This is a genomic window from Variovorax sp. Soil_C_33, assembly GCF_057656935.1.
On the sequence record NZ_JBDGJK010000014.1, the window covers coordinates 155,469 to 172,394 of the forward strand.

At 65.6% G+C, this 16,926-nt stretch carries 17 protein-coding genes; 11 read left to right on the forward strand and 6 right to left on the reverse strand.

All coding sequences use genetic code 11. The features are described 5' to 3' along the window. Nucleotides 1-13: 13 nt before the first annotated feature. Nucleotides 14-667 (reverse strand): redoxin domain-containing protein, encoded by a 654-nt coding sequence (locus AC3A6B_RS21445; protein ID WP_487838668.1) that lies wholly within the window; start codon nt 665-667, stop codon nt 14-16. Nucleotides 668-852: 185 nt separating this feature from the next. Here AC3A6B_RS21445 and AC3A6B_RS21450 point away from each other — a divergent pair, with 185 nt between their 5' ends. From AC3A6B_RS21450 to AC3A6B_RS21475, 6 genes are all read left to right on the forward strand, one after another. After that, nucleotides 853-1,440, forward strand: a complete 588-nt coding sequence (locus AC3A6B_RS21450) for an NAD(P)H-dependent oxidoreductase (protein WP_487838669.1) — start codon at nt 853-855, stop codon at nt 1,438-1,440. 35 nt (nt 1,441-1,475) lie between these two features. Further along, nucleotides 1,476-2,342: a creatininase family protein gene (locus AC3A6B_RS21455; protein WP_487838670.1), complete on the forward strand. Its 867-nt coding sequence runs from the start codon at nt 1,476-1,478 to the stop codon at nt 2,340-2,342. A 64-nt stretch (nt 2,343-2,406) separates the two neighbouring features. Beyond that, nucleotides 2,407-3,402, forward strand: coding sequence for an ABC transporter substrate-binding protein (locus AC3A6B_RS21460; protein ID WP_487838671.1), 996 nt, complete (start codon nt 2,407-2,409; stop codon nt 3,400-3,402). A gap of 7 nt (nt 3,403-3,409) precedes the next feature. Continuing rightward, on the forward strand, nt 3,410-4,252 hold the full coding sequence (locus AC3A6B_RS21465) for an ABC transporter ATP-binding protein (protein ID WP_487838672.1): 843 nt from the start codon (nt 3,410-3,412) through the stop codon (nt 4,250-4,252). After that, on the forward strand, nt 4,249-5,055 hold the full coding sequence (locus AC3A6B_RS21470; protein WP_487838673.1) for an ABC transporter permease: 807 nt from the start codon (nt 4,249-4,251) through the stop codon (nt 5,053-5,055). The genes AC3A6B_RS21465 and AC3A6B_RS21470 overlap by 4 nt, the downstream gene beginning before the upstream one ends. Before the next feature lie 7 nt (nt 5,056-5,062). Continuing rightward, nucleotides 5,063-6,421, forward strand: a complete 1,359-nt coding sequence (locus tag AC3A6B_RS21475; RefSeq protein ID WP_487838674.1) for an FAD-binding oxidoreductase — start codon at nt 5,063-5,065, stop codon at nt 6,419-6,421. Here the strand turns inward: AC3A6B_RS21475 and lnt are convergent. The 4 genes from lnt to AC3A6B_RS21495 all read right to left on the reverse strand — a co-directional run bounded on the left by lnt (nt 6,381) and on the right by AC3A6B_RS21495 (nt 10,209). Beyond that, the gene (gene lnt / locus AC3A6B_RS21480; protein WP_487838675.1) at nt 6,381-7,955 is read right to left on the reverse strand and encodes an apolipoprotein N-acyltransferase; all 1,575 of its coding nucleotides are present in this window, start codon (nt 7,953-7,955) and stop codon (nt 6,381-6,383) included. The two genes, AC3A6B_RS21475 and lnt, sit on opposite strands and share 41 nt — an antisense overlap. After that, nucleotides 7,952-8,830 (reverse strand): CorC family transporter, encoded by an 879-nt coding sequence (locus tag AC3A6B_RS21485; protein ID WP_093109454.1) that lies wholly within the window; start codon nt 8,828-8,830, stop codon nt 7,952-7,954. Before AC3A6B_RS21485 ends, lnt begins: the two co-directional genes overlap by 4 nt. A 71-nt stretch (nt 8,831-8,901) precedes the next feature. Next, on the reverse strand, nt 8,902-9,627 hold the full coding sequence (locus AC3A6B_RS21490; RefSeq protein WP_487838676.1) for an N-acetyltransferase family protein: 726 nt from the start codon (nt 9,625-9,627) through the stop codon (nt 8,902-8,904). A gap of 108 nt (nt 9,628-9,735) precedes the next feature. Then, nucleotides 9,736-10,209 carry an Lrp/AsnC family transcriptional regulator gene (locus AC3A6B_RS21495; RefSeq protein WP_487838677.1) on the reverse strand — a complete coding sequence of 158 codons (474 nt, stop codon included), beginning with the start codon at nt 10,207-10,209 and terminating at the stop codon, nt 9,736-9,738. 164 nt (nt 10,210-10,373) lie between these two features. Between AC3A6B_RS21495 and hppD the strand changes: the two genes are divergently transcribed. Genes hppD through phhA form a run of 3 tightly spaced genes read left to right on the forward strand, consistent with a single transcriptional unit; the run spans nt 10,374 to nt 13,223 of the window. Continuing rightward, nucleotides 10,374-11,501: a 4-hydroxyphenylpyruvate dioxygenase gene (hppD, locus tag AC3A6B_RS21500; RefSeq protein WP_487838678.1), complete on the forward strand. Its 1,128-nt coding sequence runs from the start codon at nt 10,374-10,376 to the stop codon at nt 11,499-11,501. Between the two features lie 27 nt (nt 11,502-11,528). Then, nucleotides 11,529-12,332, forward strand: a complete 804-nt coding sequence (locus AC3A6B_RS21505; RefSeq protein ID WP_487838679.1) for a transporter substrate-binding domain-containing protein — start codon at nt 11,529-11,531, stop codon at nt 12,330-12,332. A gap of 21 nt (nt 12,333-12,353) precedes the next feature. Then, the gene (gene phhA, locus AC3A6B_RS21510; protein ID WP_487838680.1) at nt 12,354-13,223 is read left to right on the forward strand and encodes a phenylalanine 4-monooxygenase; all 870 of its coding nucleotides are present in this window, start codon (nt 12,354-12,356) and stop codon (nt 13,221-13,223) included. Between the two features lie 2 nt (nt 13,224-13,225). On the opposite strand, the gene AC3A6B_RS21515 is transcribed toward phhA, so the two are convergent. Next, nucleotides 13,226-14,110 carry an esterase/lipase family protein gene (locus AC3A6B_RS21515; protein ID WP_487838681.1) on the reverse strand — a complete coding sequence of 295 codons (885 nt, stop codon included), beginning with the start codon at nt 14,108-14,110 and terminating at the stop codon, nt 13,226-13,228. A gap of 103 nt (nt 14,111-14,213) precedes the next feature. Between AC3A6B_RS21515 and AC3A6B_RS21520 the strand changes: the two genes are divergently transcribed. Together AC3A6B_RS21520 and AC3A6B_RS21525 are read left to right on the forward strand one after the other, a co-directional pair. Beyond that, on the forward strand, nt 14,214-15,905 hold the full coding sequence (locus tag AC3A6B_RS21520; protein WP_487838682.1) for an AMP-binding protein: 1,692 nt from the start codon (nt 14,214-14,216) through the stop codon (nt 15,903-15,905). Further along, nucleotides 15,902-16,825 carry an MBL fold metallo-hydrolase gene (locus AC3A6B_RS21525; RefSeq protein WP_487838683.1) on the forward strand — a complete coding sequence of 308 codons (924 nt, stop codon included), beginning with the start codon at nt 15,902-15,904 and terminating at the stop codon, nt 16,823-16,825. The genes AC3A6B_RS21520 and AC3A6B_RS21525 overlap by 4 nt, the downstream gene beginning before the upstream one ends. The last annotated feature ends 101 nt before the right edge of the window (nt 16,826-16,926 follow it).

Sequence of the window (16,926 nt, forward strand, 5' to 3'; positions counted from 1 at the left end):
CGCCTCGTCGGCATCACAGGCTGCCGGCGGCGGCGATGATCTGCGCCGCATTCGGGAAGATGCAGAGGCTGTTCGGCCCGTCGGGCGCCTCGATGTGCACCCATCGGACGATGCCGGCCGCATCGACCAGGAAGTGTCCGACCAGCTGAGTGCCGTGGTCCGCGAAGATCGCCAAATCGGTTTCGTCAAGCTCGAAGCCGTCCTTGGCGTTGAGTACGGGGTTGGACGCCATCGGCTGCAACGGCTCCGGCAGCTCGCCGGTCGGATTGACGCGTGCCGCCTCGAATTGCGCCATGCTGGCGCGGTGCGGCCATTCGGGCCGCTCGCTGCTGCCTTCGGGCAGGAACTCGATGTGCGGCACGCCGAAGGCCTGGTGCGAGCGGCAATCCGGGTCGCTCAGCAGCACGATCGGCGTCGGGTGGTAGCGGAAGTACAGGCGGGCGCGTTCCAACGGCGTATTGATCACGGCCAGGGTCTTGACCCCTGCGCTCTGCAGGGCGGGTTGTACGTGGCCAAGCTGCATCACCTGTCGCCTGCAGAACGGGCAGTGCAGGCCGCGAAAAAAGCCGATCAGGAAGGGACGGCCACGCAAGTCGGAGAGAGAGACCGCTCCCTCGAGATTGACCGCGGGCAATGCGAACTCGGGCGCAGCTTCTCCCGGTTGCAACGGGCGTATCGGGTCTCCCACGGCATTCCCCTTCGCGGTGTCGTCGGATGTACGACGGAAGTTCGACCGTAGCACTTGTCGAAGGAGGGCACAACGAGCGACACGGCTCTCTTTTGGTGCGACAGCGCTGGCACGTCGCTTGCGTAACCTGACCACTTGCTCTGATTAAGCGGTCAACAATCCCCATGCGCGTGCTCGTCGTCTACTGCCACCCGGTCGAAACCAGCTTCCACGCCGCCCTGCACCAGGAAGTGCTGCGCAACCTGCGCGCGGCCGGGCACGAGGTAGACGACTGCGATCTCTATGCGGAAGGCTTCAATCCGGTGCTCTCGCGCGAGGAGCGCCTGGGCTACCACGAGGTGCCGAGCAACCAGCTGGCGCTCAAACCCTACATCGAGCGGCTGCAGTGGGCCGAGGGCATCGTGTTCTGCTTTCCGACCTGGTGCTTCGGCCTGCCGGCGATGCTGAAGGGCTACTTCGACCGCCTCTTCATGCCGGGCGTGGCCTTCGACTTGAGCGACCCGGCCAACGTGAAGCCGATGCTGACGCACATCAAGCGCATCTCGGCCGTCGTGACTTACGGCCGCCCGCGCTGGGTGGCCTGGTACATGGGCGACCCGCCGCGCAAGATCGTGACGCGCTACATGCTGCGGCTCACCGGACGGCAGGCGCGCGTCGACTATCACGCGCACTACCACATGAACGTGGCGACCGAGCCCCAGCGGAAGCGCTTCATGCAGCGCGTCGGCAACGCGATGGCGCGCTTCGCCTGAGCACACCCCCCTCTTCCCACACACAGGACGCTCCCATGCTTCACGGCTACATCCCGCCCCACCGCTTCCTGCCCTACCTGAGCTGGACCGAGATCGATGCGCTGCCCGACCGCGAGAACACGGTGATCGTGCTGCCCTGCGGCGCGATCGAGCAGCATGGACCGCACCTGCCCTGCTCGGTCGACAGCGTGATCGCATCCGGCGTGATGGGCAAGGCACTCGAGCGCCTGCCGGCCGAGGTGCGTGCCTTCGCGCTGCCGACCATCACCTACGGCAAATCGGAAGAGCACCTGCACTTTCCCGGCACCATGACGCTGACCGGCACCACCTTGCTCTCGACCGTGACCGAGATCGGCGAGTCGGTCTACCGTGCCGGATTTCGCAAGCTGCTGTTCGCCAACGGCCACGGCGGCCAGCCCCAGGTGCTGGAGATGGCGGCGCGCGAACTGCGCTTGCGTCACGGCGACTTCGTGGTCGTGCCGCACGGCGTCTCGCGCCTGCCCAATGCATCGAGCAGGCAGATCAGCGAGCAGGAGAAGAAGCTCTCGATGCACGCCGGCCATTCCGAGACCGCGCTGATGCTCGCGCTCGCGCCCGACACGGTGCACATGGAACGCGCCGCGGCCAACTTTCCGCCGCCCTTCCCGATCAAGCTGCTGTCGGCCGACGGACGCCCGGCCTGCGCCTGGACCGCGCGCGACTTCGGCCCGAGCGGCGTGATCGGCGACCCCACCAGCGCCACGCGCGAACAGGGCGAAGAGATCCTCGACACGCTCGCCGCCAGCTGGGTGCAGGCGCTGACCGAGCTCTACGCGCTGCGCTGGGTGGTGCGCGAACAAACCACCTGGGAGCGCGGGCACCAGCAGGGCTTCATCCAGTCCGCTTTCCTATCCATTGCCTGAGGCCCGCTACTTGCATAGAGCGCCCCGTTTCCACCCGTCTTTTTCATCGAGAGAGGTCCACACCATGCGCAACCGTTTCGTTCTCGGCACCGGTCACCTGGCCGCGGCCGCCGCACTCGCCTTCGCTGCCGCCGCCCCGGTGCAAGCCCAGGACAAGTTCACCTACATGACGAACTGGTATGCGCAAGCCGAGCACGGCGGCTTCTACCAGGCGGTCGCGCAGGGCATCTACAAGAAGTACGGGCTGGATGTCACCATCAAGATGGGCGGCCCGCAGGTCAACATCACGCAGATGATGGCCGCCGGCCAGGCCGACTGCATCATGGGCTCGAGCGACATCCAGATGATGCAGGTGCGCGAAGGCGGCGTGCCGGTGATCAACGTGGCGGCCTTCTTCCAGAAGGACCCGCAGGTGCTGATCGCGCACGACGACGTCAAGAAGTTCGAGGATCTGAAGGGCAAGACCATCCTGATCGGCTCGCAGGCCAACCGCGGCTACTGGCCCTGGCTGAAGGCCAAGTTCGGCCTCACCGACGAGCAGACGCGGCCCTACACCTTCAACATCCAGCCCTTCGTCGCCGACAAGAACACCGCCCAGCAGGGCTACCTGACCTCGGAGCCCTACGCGATCCAGAAGGCCGGCGTGAAGAGCACGGTGCTGATGTTCAGCGACCACGGCTTCCCGGCCTATGCCACCACCGTGTCGTGCATGGACAAGACCGTGAAAGAGCGCAGCAAGCAGGTGGCTGCCTTCGTCAAGGCCTCGGCCGAGGGCTGGAAGAGCTACCTCGCCGATCCGGCGCCGGCCAACGTGCTGATCAAGAAGGACAACCCCAACATGACCGACGACCAGCTGGCCTACAGCGTCGCCAAGCTCAAGGAGATGGGCATGATCACCGGCGGCGATGCCGCGACGATGGGCATCGGCGTGATCACCGATGCGCGCACCAGGGCGAGCTACGACTTCCTGGTCGCGGCCAAGCTGCTCGATCCGGCCAAGGTCGAGATCGCGAAGACCTACACGACCGAGTTCGTGAAGGACGCCAAGGTCCTGCCCTGACATCGCCATGAATCGCATCGAGCCCGCCGTCCTCGCGCCGCCCGCGGCACCCGCTGTATCCGCCATGCCCGCGGTCGAGGTGCTCTCGGCAGAGAAGACTTACCCGAACGGCACGCAGGCGCTGCTGCCGGTGGACCTCGCCATCGCAGAAGGCGAGTTCGTCACCCTGCTCGGCCCCTCGGGCTGCGGCAAGAGCACGCTGCTCAAGATGGTGGCCGGCATGCTGGAGCCGAGCGACGGCCGCCTGCTGCTGTGGCGCAGGCCGGTGGCCGAGCTCCACACCTGCGCGCACAAGATGGCCTTCGTGTTCCAGTCGCCGACGCTGATGCCCTGGGCCAGCGTGCGCAGCAACGTGCGCCTGCCGCTGGATCTGGCCGGCGTGCCGCGCAAGGAGGCCGACGCCCGTGTCGCGGAGGCGCTCGAGCTGGTGGGCCTGGACAAGTTCGCGCAGGCCCTGCCGCGCGCGCTCTCGGGCGGCATGCAGATGCGCGTCTCGATCGCGCGCGGGCTGGTGACGCAGCCCGACCTGCTGTTGATGGACGAGCCCTTCGGTGCGCTGGACGAGATCACACGCCACAAGCTCGATGCCGAACTGCTCGACCTCTGGCGCAAGAAGAAGCTCACCGTGATCTTCGTCACCCATTCGATCCACGAGGCGGTGTTCCTTTCGAACCGCGTGATCATGATGGCCGCGCGGCCGGGCCGCGTGGTCGAGCAGGTCTTGATCGACGAACCCTATCCGCGCAGCGCCGACTTCATGGTCTCGCCGCAGTTCAGCCGCTATGCGAAACGGCTGCAGGACAGCCTGCTGCGCGCCAGCAATGGCACGCACGAGGAGTCCTCGGTTTGAGCGCACGCATTCCTCTGCTGCAGCAGCCGCGCGTTCAGCGCGTGATCTATCCCGTGCTGGTGGGCGTGGCGCTGGTCGCGCTATGGCAAGGGTTGGTCACGGCCATGGAGCTGCCGCCCTACCTGGTGCCCTCGCCCTACCTGATGATGAAGACGCTCATCGCCGACTGGGTGCCGCTGGGCAACGCGCTGCTGGTCACGCTGAAGATCACGGTGCTGTCCTTCTTGGCGGCCACGGTGGCCGGCGTGCTGATCTCCTTCCTCTTCGTGCAGAGCAAGCGGATCGAGACTGCGCTGTTCCCCTATGCCGTGCTGCTGCAGGTGACGCCGATCGTCGCGGTCGCGCCGCTCATCATCATCTGGGTCAAGAACCCGACCGCCGCGATGGTGGTATGCGCGGCACTGGTCGCTCTGTTTCCGATCATCAGCAACACCACGCTCGGCCTGCGCAGCGTCGAGCCCGATCTGCAAAGCTACTTCAAGCTCAACCGCGCGACACGCTGGCAGCAGCTGGTGCGCCTGCGAGTTCCGAGCGCGCTGCCCTACTTCTTCGGCGGGCTGCGCATCTCGAGCGGCCTGGCGTTGATCGGCGCCGTGGTGGCCGAGTTCGTGGCCGGCACCGGCGGCTCCGGTGCGGGGCTGGCCTACCAGATCCTGCAGGCCGGCTTTCAGCTCAACATCCCGCGCATGTTCGCCGCCTTGCTCCTGATCTCCTTCACCGGCGTCGCGCTGTTCGTGCTGATGGCCTGGCTCACCAAGCTCGCGCTCGGCTCCTGGCACGCGAGCGAACTTTCACAAGACTGATTTCTCCATGAACGCGCCCGCATCCGCCATCGAGCAATTGCACCTCGAACTGCCCGAACTCGACTGGATCACCGACGAAAGCCGCATCGCCCGGCTCTCACAGGACTTCTCGTGGTTCAGCCCGGTGCTGCAGCGCCAGCTGAAGGACAAGCGCGCCGACGCGGTGGTGCGCCCGCGCACCGATGACGAGATCCGCGCGGTGGTGGGCGCGTGCGCGCGTCGCGGCGTGCCGATCACGATCCGCGGCAGCGGCACCGGCAACTACGGCCAGACCACGCCGCTCGCAGGCGGCGTGGTGCTCGACATGACGGGCTACAACGCGATGCAATGGGTGCGCCCCGGCGTTGCGCGCGCGCAAGCCGGCATCCGGCTCGGCGAGCTCGAAAAGCACACGCGGCCCTCGGGCCAGGAGCTGCGCTGCGTGCCCTCCACCTACCGCAGCGCGACGCTCGGCGGCCTGTTCGGCGGCGGCTTCGGCGGCATCGGCTCGATCAACTACGGGCCCCTAGGCGCCATCGGCAACGTGCTGGGCCTGCGCGCGATGACGATCGAGGCGAAGCCGCAGGTGGTCGAGCTGCGCGGTGCCGAGGCGATGCGCATGCACCATTTGTGGGGCACCAACGGGCTGGTGCTCGAGCTCGAGGTGGGGCTGGCACCTGCCCATCCGTGGCTGGAGAGCCTGGTTGTCTTCGAAGCCTTCGACCACGCGCTGGCCTTTGCCGACGCCCTCGCCCATGCACCGGGGATCGTCAAGCGCGAGATCGCGTTCTTCGGAAGCCCTGTGCCCGACCACCTGGCGCAGCTGGCCGAGCATCTGCCGAAGGGTTGCCACGCGGTGCTCTCGCTTGTGGCCGAATCCTGCGAGGCGCCGATGCTGGAACTTGTCGAGGCGCACGGCGGCCGAATGAGCTACCGCAAGACCGCCGAGGAAGTGCAGAAGAGCAACCGCACGCTGATGGAGTTCACCTGGAACCACACGACGCTGCATGCGCTCAAGGTCGACAAGACGCTGACCTATCTGCAAAGCGGCTTCACGCCCGGACAGCATCTGCAGCAGGTCAAGGAGATGGAGCAGCTGTTCGCGGGCGAGGTCATGATGCATCTGGAATTCCTGCGCACTGCCGCAGGCCTCATGACCTGCAGCGGGCTGCAGCTGGTGCGCTTCACGACCGAGGAGCGGCTCGAAGAGATCATCCGCATGCACCGCGAGCGCGGCGTGCACATCAACAACCCGCACGTCAACATCGTCGAGGACGGCAAGGCCGGCGGGCCGCTGCCGACCGAAGTGATCGAGCTCAAGAAACGCTTCGACCCTGAGGGCCTGCTCAACCCCGGGAAGTTGCGCGACTGGCCTGTGGCCGGTTGAGCAACAGCGTCGTCGCGACGATCAGCAGGGCCAGGCCCCACAGCGGCCAGAGCCCGAAGCGCGACACCCACATCGCGTAGGGCGTGAGCCCGGCGCGGCCTTCGATCTCTGCCACGAGCACGCCGCGCGTGAGGCGCGGCAGCGCATGCGTGACGCGGCCGCGGTGGTCGATGACGACAGTGGCGCCGGTGTTGGTGGCGCGCACCATCGGGCGCTGGAACTCGAGGGCGCGCATGCGCGAGATGGCCAGGTGCTGGTCGATCGCGATGCTGTCGCCGAACCAGGCGATGTTGCTCACGTTGAGCAGCACGGTGGGCGCGCTGGCCTCGTCGCGGAAGTTCGCACCGATCTCGTCGCCGAACAGATCTTCATAGCAGATGTTGGGCGCGATGCGCTGCCCCTGCCACGCGAAGGACGGCTGCGCGAGGCCGCCGCTCTTGAAGTCGCCGAGCGGGATGTTCATCATCTCGGTGAACCAGCGGAACATCCTCGGAATGAACTCGCCGAAGGGCACGAGGTGGTGCTTGTCGTAGCGATAGGGCGTGCCCCGGCCGGGACCGAAGCCCAGCACGGTATTGGTGTAGAGCCGGCCATCGCCCAAGGGCAGGCCCACGATGGCGGCCTGCTTGCCGTTCGCATAGCGCGCAGCGATCGCATCGAGATAACCAGGCGGCAATTGCGAAGGCAGCAAGGGCAGCGCGGTCTCGGGCGTGATCACGAGCGGCGCGGTCGCGCTCTGCAGCTGCTCGCCGTACCAGCTCAGCGCGGTCGCGATGCCGCCGCCCGGAATGAATTTCTCGTCCTGCGGGATGTTGCCTTGCAGCAGCGCGAGGCCGAGGCGGCCGCGCGACTGCGCTGCTTCATCGGCCTCGCCGCGTACCGCGCCGATGAGAGCGGGCACGCAAAGCAGCACCAGCGCGGCGCCGACAGGCACCGCCAATGCGCGGCCGTGCGCGTGACGCAGCACCGGCGCCGCGAGCGCCGCGATGCCCGTGGCCAGTGCGCCGACGCCGTAGACGCCGAGCCAGGGCACATAGGCGGCAAGCGGCCCGTCGACGTGCGCGTAGCCCCCGGCGCCCCAAGGAAAGCCGGTGAACAGGCTGTTTCGCAACAGCTCGGCCAGGGTCCACAGCGCCGCGAACAGCACAGCAGCGTACGCCCGGCTGGCCGGTGCGAACGCGGCGAAGAAGGCACAGGCCGCGGCGTAGTACAGCGCCAGCGCTGCAGAGAGCGCCAACACCGCCAGCGCGGCGAGCGGCGCAGCGAGCCCGCCGTAGGTGTGCATCGAGATGAAGAGCCACCAGAAGGTGCCGCAAAGCCAGGCGGTCGCAAACAGCCAGCCGTAGAAAGCTGCGCTGCGCCACGAGGGGCGCGGGCTGGTGCGGACCCGCAGCGCATCGAGCTGCCAGACCAGCGCGGCGAGCGAGATCAATTGCAGCCACCAGAGCGGCTGTCCGTTCCAGGGGGCCGCGATGGCAGCGGCCTGCGCGAGCCCCGCAATGCCGAAGCCCAGCGCGCGCGCGAGCGTTTTCAATCGGTCGCGTCGTCGCCGCGTGCGGGCGAGACCTTGAACCAGCGCACCGCGCCACCCTTCGTGTGCAGCACGACGAAGTCGAAGGCGCCCAGCGCATAGTGCTCGCCGCGCTTGGGCACATGGCCCATCTCGTGCGCGATCAGGCCGCCGATGGTGTCGAAGTCTTCGCTCAGCACTTCTTCGTCGAACACGATGCCGAAAGCCTCTGCCACGCGCTCGATCGGCGTATCGCCCGAGACGCGGTAGGTGCGATCGGCCAGGCCGAAGATATCGCCCTCGTCCTCGGCGATGTCGAACTCGTCCTCGATCTCGCCGACGATCTGCTCCAGCACGTCCTCGATGGTGATCAGGCCTGCCACGCGGCCGAACTCGTCGATCACGATCGCGAGATGGTTGCGGTTGCCGCGGAATTCGCGCAGCAGGTCGTTCAGGCCCTTGCTCTCAGGCACGAAGGTGGCGGGGCGCAACAGCGCACGGATGTTCAGTCCCGGCGCGCGCTGCAGCTTGAGCAGATCCTTCGCGAGCAGGATGCCGATGATGTTTTCTTTTTCGCCCTCGTACACCGGAAAGCGCGAGTGCGCAGTGTCGATCACGAGATGCAGCAGCGCGTCGTAGGGTGCGTCGATGTTGACCAGGTCCATCCGCGGCGCCGCCACCATCACGTCGCCGGCGGTCATGTCGGCCATGCGGAGCACGCCTTCGAGCATCACGCGCGATTCGGCGCCGATCACGTCGTTGTCCTCGGCGTCTGCGAGCGTTTCGATCAGCTCGTCGCGCGAGTCGGGGCCCGGATGAATGAATTCGGCGAGCTTCTGCAGAAAACTGCGCTTGTCTTCGCGTTCGACGGGCGCGCGTTCAGGGTGAGGGTCGGCCACTGCGGGAGGGCGGAGTTGGGGGATCCCAAGGATACCGGAAGAAGCACGCGCCTCCCCCGGTATGGCCCCGCTCAGGGCGAGGACTGGTCGCGGGCGGCACGCACGCCGCTGCGGATTTCCTGCAGGTCGGCCAGGAAGGCCCAGAACTGCTTGGCACGCGTCTTGAGCTGGAAGTCGACCTGCGCGTAGTGCTCGAGCGCAATCTCGCTCATGCGGCTGTCGAAGGTGGCGACGGGTAGCTCCAGGTGCGCCTCGGACTCGGAGCCGCTGCGCACCACGGTCGCGCCGGCATTGCGCGCGATCTTGAGCATGGCGGCGTTCTCGCTCAGCGCATGGATGAACAGCATGCCGATGCCTTCGTTGCGTGCGACCACCACCGCGCGCTCGAAGAGCCGGGCACCATAGCCGCGCCCGCGCGCATGTTCGGCCACCGAGACGCCGAATTCGGCGCAATCCTTGTGCTGGTCTGCCGGGGCGAACGCAAGATGGGCCATCGCGATCAGGTCGAGACGGCGGTTGTAGATGCCGAACAGCTCGTCGCGATCGAAGTCCAGGCCGTCGACATAGCGCTGAACCTGCTCGTCGGAGGCGGCATAGCCGAATCGCAGGTAGCGATCGTGCGGCTTGAGGGAAAGAAGATGCTGCGCGATGCGGTCGCGCTCACGCGGGCCGATCGAGCGGATCGGCACCATGACGGGTGCGGGCGCGGCGGCGCGCGGTTGGGCCTCAACCATCGGCGCTTTCAGGAAGGAGCCGAGGCCAAGCGAGGCTTTGAGGAGTGCCTTGGCGGTTAGCATGCATTCAATATAAGGGTTTTCCCCTAAACGACAAGACCGTAGGGTCGAAAACGTAGGTCATTGGTAAACGAATACCAATCCCGTGGGGTGCACGCAACCAATATGTTGTTACACGGGCACGGCAGTGGTTGCCTTGACGCGGTCGAGCACGAAGCTGGTCTTGCAGTCCTGCACGCTCGGGTGCTTGAGCAAGGTGTCCATGATGAAGCGGCTGTAGTGCGCCATGTCGGCAACGACCACGCGCAAGAGATAGTCCATCTCGCCCGTCAGCGCCGCGCATTCGACCACCTCGGGCCAGGTCTGGACGCTGGCGCGGAACAGATCCATGGGGTTGCGCTTGTGGCTCTCCGTGTGCTTCTCGAGCCGGACGTTGAGATAAGCCGTGAGCCCAAGCCCGACCGCTTCGGGTTTCACGAGCGCCACGTAGCGGTCGATCACGCGGCTTTCCTCCAGGCGCTTGACCCGCCGCAGCACCGCGCTGGGCGAGAGGCTCACCTCTTCGGCCAGCTGGTCGTAGGTGGCGCGGCCGTCGGTCTGCAGGGTGCGCAGAATAAGCCGATCTTGCTTGTCGAGTGCATTCATTCCTAAATTTTCGCAGTTTTCTTGCGTCCAAGCATTGAATCGGGCGCGATAACGCTGAAATCATGATGGCTTGCGCTTTTACAGTTCAACACGGACGCTGCGCATGCGCGGCGCGACACTGAATCCCGCCTTCCATCCTCTCGCCTTCCATTGGAGACAAGCCCATGAGCACCGCCGACGCCCCCGCCTTCACCCCTTGGGAGAACCCCATGGGCACCGACGGCTTCGAATTCATCGAGTACGCCGCACCCGATCCGGCCGCCATGGGCCAGGTGTTCGAGCGCATGGGCTTCAAGGCCGTGGCCAAGCACCGCCACAAGAACGTGCTGCTGTACCGGCAGGGCACGATCAACTTCATCGTCAATGCCGAGCCGGACTCCTTTGCGCAGCGTTTCGCACGTCAGCACGGGCCCAGCGTCTGCGCGATCGCCTTCCGCGTGCAGGACGCCAAGGCCGCCTATGAACGCGCCATCGGGCTCGGCGCCTGGGGCTTCGCCGACAAGGCAGGCCCGGGCGAGCTCAACATCCCGGCGATCAAGGGCATCGGCGACAGCCTGATCTACCTGGTCGACCGCTGGCGCGGCAAGAACGGCGCGCAGTTCGGCGACATCGGCAACATCGGCTTCTACGACGTCGACTTCGAAGCCCTGCCCGGCCTCAGCGCGATCGAGGCGCTGGCGCCCGAGGGCAACGGCCTGACCTACATCGACCACCTGACGCACAACGTGCACCGCGGCCGCATGAACGAGTGGGCGGATTTCTACGAGCGCCTGTTCAACTTCCGAGAGGTCAAGTACTTCGACATCGAAGGCCAGGTCACGGGCGTGAAGAGCAAGGCGATGACCAGCCCGTGCGGAAAGATCCGTATCCCGATCAACGAGGAAGGCAAGGAGCAGGCCGGCCAGATCCAGGAGTATCTCGACCTCTATCGCGGCGAGGGCATCCAGCACATCGCGATGGGCTCGGACAATCTCTACAAGACCGTCGACGCGTTGCGCGCCAACGGCGTCAAGCTGCTCGACACCATCGACACCTACTATGAGCTGGTGGACAAGCGCATTCCGGGCCACGGCGAAAACGTCGAGGACCTGCACAAGCGCAAGATCCTGATCGACGGCAAGAAGGACGCGCTGCTGCTGCAGATCTTCAGCGAGAACCAACTGGGCCCGATCTTCTTCGAGTTCATCCAGCGCAAGGGCGACGACGGCTTCGGCAACGGCAACTTCAAGGCGCTGTTCGAGAGCATCGAGCTCGACCAGATGCGCCGTGGCGTGCTGACCGCCGCACAATAGCCGCCCCATCACACACAGGAGCGCGGAATGCGTCAGACCTTTTGGATTCGCTCGTCATGGATCGCAGCCGCGGTCCTCGTCCTCGGCGGCTGCGCCATGAATCCGCAGCAGCGCGCGGGCGCGGCCTCGTCGCATCTCGATGCGGTGCAAAAGGCCGGCGTGCTGCGCATCTGCACGCCGGGCGACTACAGGCCCTTCAGCTTCCAGAAGCCGGATGCGAGCTATGAAGGGATCGATGTCGACCTGATGACCAGCTTCAGCACCAGCCTCAATGCGAAGCCGGAATGGGTGAAGACGACCTGGGCCAATCTGCTGCCCGACCTCGCAGCCGGCAAGTGCGATCTGGCAGTGGGCGGCGTGTCGGTGACGACCGAGCGCCAGAAGCGTGCCTTCTTCAGCGCTCCTTACATGGTCAACGGAAAGACGCCCATCGCGCGCTGCGCGGACGTTGCCAAGTACCAGAGCGTGGCCGACATCGACAAGCCGGAAGTGCGCGTGATCTTCAACCCAGGCGGCAGCAACGAGCGTTTCGCGCGTGCCAACTTCAAGCGCGCCAAGCTCACGATGCACGGCGAGAACGTGACGATCTTCGACGAGCTGCTCGCGAGGCGCGCCGACGTCTTCGTGACTGAATCTGCCGAGGCCATCACCCAGCAGAAGCTGAAGCCGGGCCTGTGCGCCATCAACCCCGACAAGCCGCTGCAATACGGCGAGATGGCCTGGATGCTGCCGCGCGACGACGTGGCCTTCAAGGCCTATGTCGACCAATGGCTGCACCTGGCGCAGGCGGGCGGCGAGTTCCAGCGCGTGATGGACCGCTGGCTCAAGTAAAGAAAACATCGGAGCTTTTTCATGGAGACGCCAACAGGTGCGGTCATGCCCGCCGTCTACGGCCAGTCCGAGCGCCCGCCGCGCGGCGACTATTCGCGTGGCGGCGCTGTTCTCGCCGACTACACCTGCCCGCAGGACTGGGCCAGCTATACGCCGGCCGACCACGACACCTACCGGCGTCTCTACGAACGCCAAGCCGCGCAGCTGCCGGGCCTGGCCTGCGATGCCTTCATCGCGTCGCTGCCTTCGCTCGGCGTGAAAGACCGCATTCCGCGCTTCGAGGAGATCAACGAGCGGCTCTACCAGGCGACGCGCTGGGAAGTCGTCGCAGTGCCTGGACTCATCCCCGAGTTGCCCTTCTTCACGCTGCTTGCGAACCGCAAGTTCCCGGTGACGGACTGGATCCGCAAGCCCGAGGAGTTCGACTACATCGTCGAGCCGGACGTCTTCCATGACCTGTTCGGCCATGTGCCGATGCTCTTCGATCCGACCTTCGCCGACTACGTGCAGCGCTACGGCCAGGGCGGCATCAAGGCGCACGAGTTGGGCGCCGGCGAGAAGCTTGCGCGGCTCTACTGGTACACGGTCGAGTTCGGGCTCATTCGCCAGCCGGATGGCTTGCGCGCCTACGGCGCAGGCGTCTTGAGCTCGGTCGGCGAGTTGCGGCACGCGGTGCGCAGCCCCGAACCCTACCGGCTGCCGCTCGATCTGCTGCGAACCATGCGCACGCGCTACAAGATCGACAGCTACCAGAGCACCTACTTCGTGATCGACAGCTTCGCGCAGTTGTTCGAGCTGACGGCGCCGGACTTCGCGCCGCTCTATCGCCAACTCGCGACGCAGCCCGACATCGAGGCTGGCGTGTTGCTGTCGGGCGAGGCGACGGCCTAGCTTCAGCGATCGAGCAAGGCCAAGGTTTCGCGCCTTACCTCGAGGTCGAAGGCCATCTCCACGTGCGCGGACCCGTCGGCGAGACGGTTGTCGGCGCCGGGCAGCGTCGCGTTAGACGTAGGAAAAACGATGTTGTCGCAGTTCGAGTACCAGCAGGTGAAAGGAACCCGCCGCGTGCTGGCATGCTCGCCTTCGATCTGCAGCATCCATTCGCCGCCCACGCGCATCTGGCGTCCATTGAGCGTGCGGCCGAAACGCGCGAGCCAGGTGCCGCGATGCGGGGTCCCGATGGTGACGACGCGATGCACACGCGCTGGATCGGCATCGCGCAGCCAGGCCCGGGCGGCGAGTCCGCCCATGCTATGGCAGATCAGCATCGGTGGCAGCGAGGTCGCTGCGGTCACCCGCAGGATGGCGTCGTCGATGGTCTGCGCGTAGTGGTCGATCGAGCCGAAAGCCGGCTCGAGGTTGACCGCGACGAAGGAACGGTCGTCGGCGCGCAACTCGCGCAACCAAGAGGTCCAGAATCCACGGTTGCATAGAAACCCGTGGACCAGCACCACACCCCTTCGACCGTTCGCCGACAGATGGTCAGGCACGGCGCGCGAGCGGAAGGGCTGGTACCAGCAGAAGACACGCGGCGCCAGCCAGCTCTCGGCCAGCCACGCCCGGATGCACTGGGGCACTCGCGCGCGGGAAAGAGGGTCGCGGCCGTTGATGCGGTAGCTCGCCACGAACTCCATCGCAAGAATGGTGGTGTGGGTACAGGTCAACGCGACGAGGCTGAGCACGGCCAGGAGCGGCGACCGGCTCCACCAGAAGCTCGCCCAGACGATCGCGCCAAGAAGACCGCCGAGCACAAGGCACTGCTGGAGACGCGCAACCATGCGGCCAACTATCGCATGGGCGACAGATGGGGCGCTACCCTAGGACAAGCCCGCTGGCGGCAGGGCCGGACCCGCTTCGACAATCCGCGCCAAAGGAGATCGCATGCAATCATCCGCATTGAAGAACTACCCGGCCGGCGTGCCGCACGAAATCCATCCCGAGCAGTACCGCTCGCTGGGGCAGCTGTTCGACGAATCGTTCACGCGCTATGCCGAGCGGCCGTTTTCGGTGTGCATGGAACGATGGATGTCGTATGGCGAGCTCGACGAACTGTCCAAGGCGATGGGCGCATGGCTGCAGTCGCGTGGCTTGGAGCCCGGCGCGCGCGTGGCCATCATGCTGCCCAATGTGCCGCAATTCGCCGTCACGATGTGCGGCGTGCTGCGCGCGGGCTACACCTGCGTCAACGTCAATCCGCTGTACACCGCGCGCGAGCTCGAACACCAGCTGAAGGATTCGGGTGCGACGGCGATCATCATCCTCGAGAACTTCGCAGCGACGCTCGAGCAGGTGATCGAGCGGACGCCCTTGAAGCATGTGGTGGTCACCTCGATGGGGGATCTGCTCGGGGGCCTCTACGGCACCTGGATCACGGTGGCCGTGCGGCATCTTGCCAAGATGGTCCCGCCGTACAAGCTGCCGCTCGACAACGGGCGCACTGTCACGCCGTTTCCCCAGGTCATCGCCGAGGGCAAGGCGCGCACGCTGGCGCCGGATCCCAGCACGCTCGACTCGATCGCTTTCCTCCAATACACCGGTGGAACCACGGGGCTGTCGAAGGGCGCGGTGCTGACCCATCGCAACATCGTCGCCGCAACGCTGCAAGCCGAAGCGTGGTTCACGCCCGCACTGGCGCGGGCGGGCGATCTGTCCAAGGTCAACAGCATTGCGGCGCTGCCGCTGTATCACATCTTCGCGCTGACGCTGTGCCTGCTCGCGATCCGCCAGGGCTCGCACTTGACGCTGATCCCCAACCCGCGCGACTTCGACAAGTTCATTGCCGTACTCAAGAAGCGGCCCTTCCACATGCTGCCGGCGGTGAACACGCTGTTCAACGCCCTGCTGATGCACCCGGAATTCAAGACCATCGACTTCTCGACGCTCTTCGTGTCGCAAGCCGGCGGAATGGCAGCGTCCGAAGGCACCGCCCGCAAGTGGTTCGACGCCACCGGCTGCCCGATGATCGAAGGGTGGGGTATGAGTGAAACTTGCGCGATCGGGACCAACAACCCGGTTTCCAACACCGCGTTCACCGGAACCATCGGATTGCCGCTGCCCAGCATCGAAATCGCAATCAAGGACGACGAAGGCCGCTCGCTGCCTCCCGGAGAGGCGGGAGAGTTGTGCATCAAGGGGCCTAACGTCATGACCGGCTACTACAACCAGCCGGCCGAAACCGCGGCGGCATTCACCGCCGACGGCTTCATGCGCACCGGCGACATCGCGGTCATGCAGGAAGACGGCTACAGTCGGATCGTCGACCGCAAGAAGGACATGATCCTGGTGAGCGGGTTCAACGTGTTCCCCAACGAATTGGAGAACGTCATTTCCTTGTGCCCTGGCGTTGTGGAATGCGCAGCGATCGGCGTGCCGGACGAGAAGCAGGGCGAGGCGATCAAGGTGTTCGTCGTCCGCAAGGATCCCTCGCTGACCGAAGAGACGGTGATGCGCTACTGCAACGACCAATTGACCGGCTACAAGCGTCCGAAGCACATCGAGTTTCGAGAGAGCCTGCCGAAGACGAATGTCGGGAAGATTCTCCGACGCCAGCTGCGGCCAGGCGCGACGGCTTGAGCGCCGCCGCGGGTCTGCCAGCGCAGCTCCAGGTTTTTGAGCGCGGGTGGCTTTCGTCCAACAACATTCTCTTGGTGGGCCGTGACGAGACAGCCTTGGTCGACACCGGCTACGTCACGCATTCCGGCCAGACGCTGGCCCTCGTCGAGGCCGGACTTGGCGGCCGCCCGCTCGACCGTGTGCTGAACACGCATTTGCACAGCGACCACTGCGGTGGCAACGCAGCGCTGCAGCAGCGCTACCCCATGGCACGTACCCTGATTCCGCCGGGAGAGGCAGCGCTGGTGCGAAGCTGGGACGAAGATGCACTGAGTTTCCGCGCCACCGGCCAGCAGTGCCCGCGTTTTCGCTTCGATGGGCTTCTGGTGCCTGGCCAGGATGTTGTGCTGGGTGACCTGGCTTGGCAGGTGCATGCGGCGCCGGGGCACGATCCGCATTCGATCATCCTGTTCGAGCCCGGCTCACGCACGCTGGTATCTGCCGACGCGCTCTGGGAGAACGGCTTCGGTATCGTGTTTCCCGAGTTGGCGGGAGAGCCGTCCTTCGATGAGGTGGCAGCCACCCTCGACTTGATAGAAATGCTCGATCCGGTGTGCGTGATCCCAGGCCATGGAAGCGTCTTCAACGAGGTCGCGGAAGCGCTTTCATTGGCGCGGCGCAGGCTGGAGGCTCTGTCGCGCGATCCCGTCAAGCACGCTCGACATGCGATCAAGGTGCTCATGAAATTCAAGTTGCTGGAAGTCCAGGCGGCAAGCATCGATGAATGGCAAGCATGGGTTCGAAGCACACCGTACCTCGCTGTCATTCGCGCGCGCTTCTTTGCCTCCTGGTCCCTCGATGAACTGGGCGCCGAGGTCCTTGCGGAATTGGTCAAGGCTGGAGCCGCCTTTGCCGACGAGGTGCAGGTCCGAAACGAGTAGCCCATCTTGCTTTTGGAACATCAAAAAGCAAAAAGCCCAACCATTTCTGGTTGGGCTTTTTGGGGCTGTAAGAGCCTGACGATGACCTACTTTCACACGGG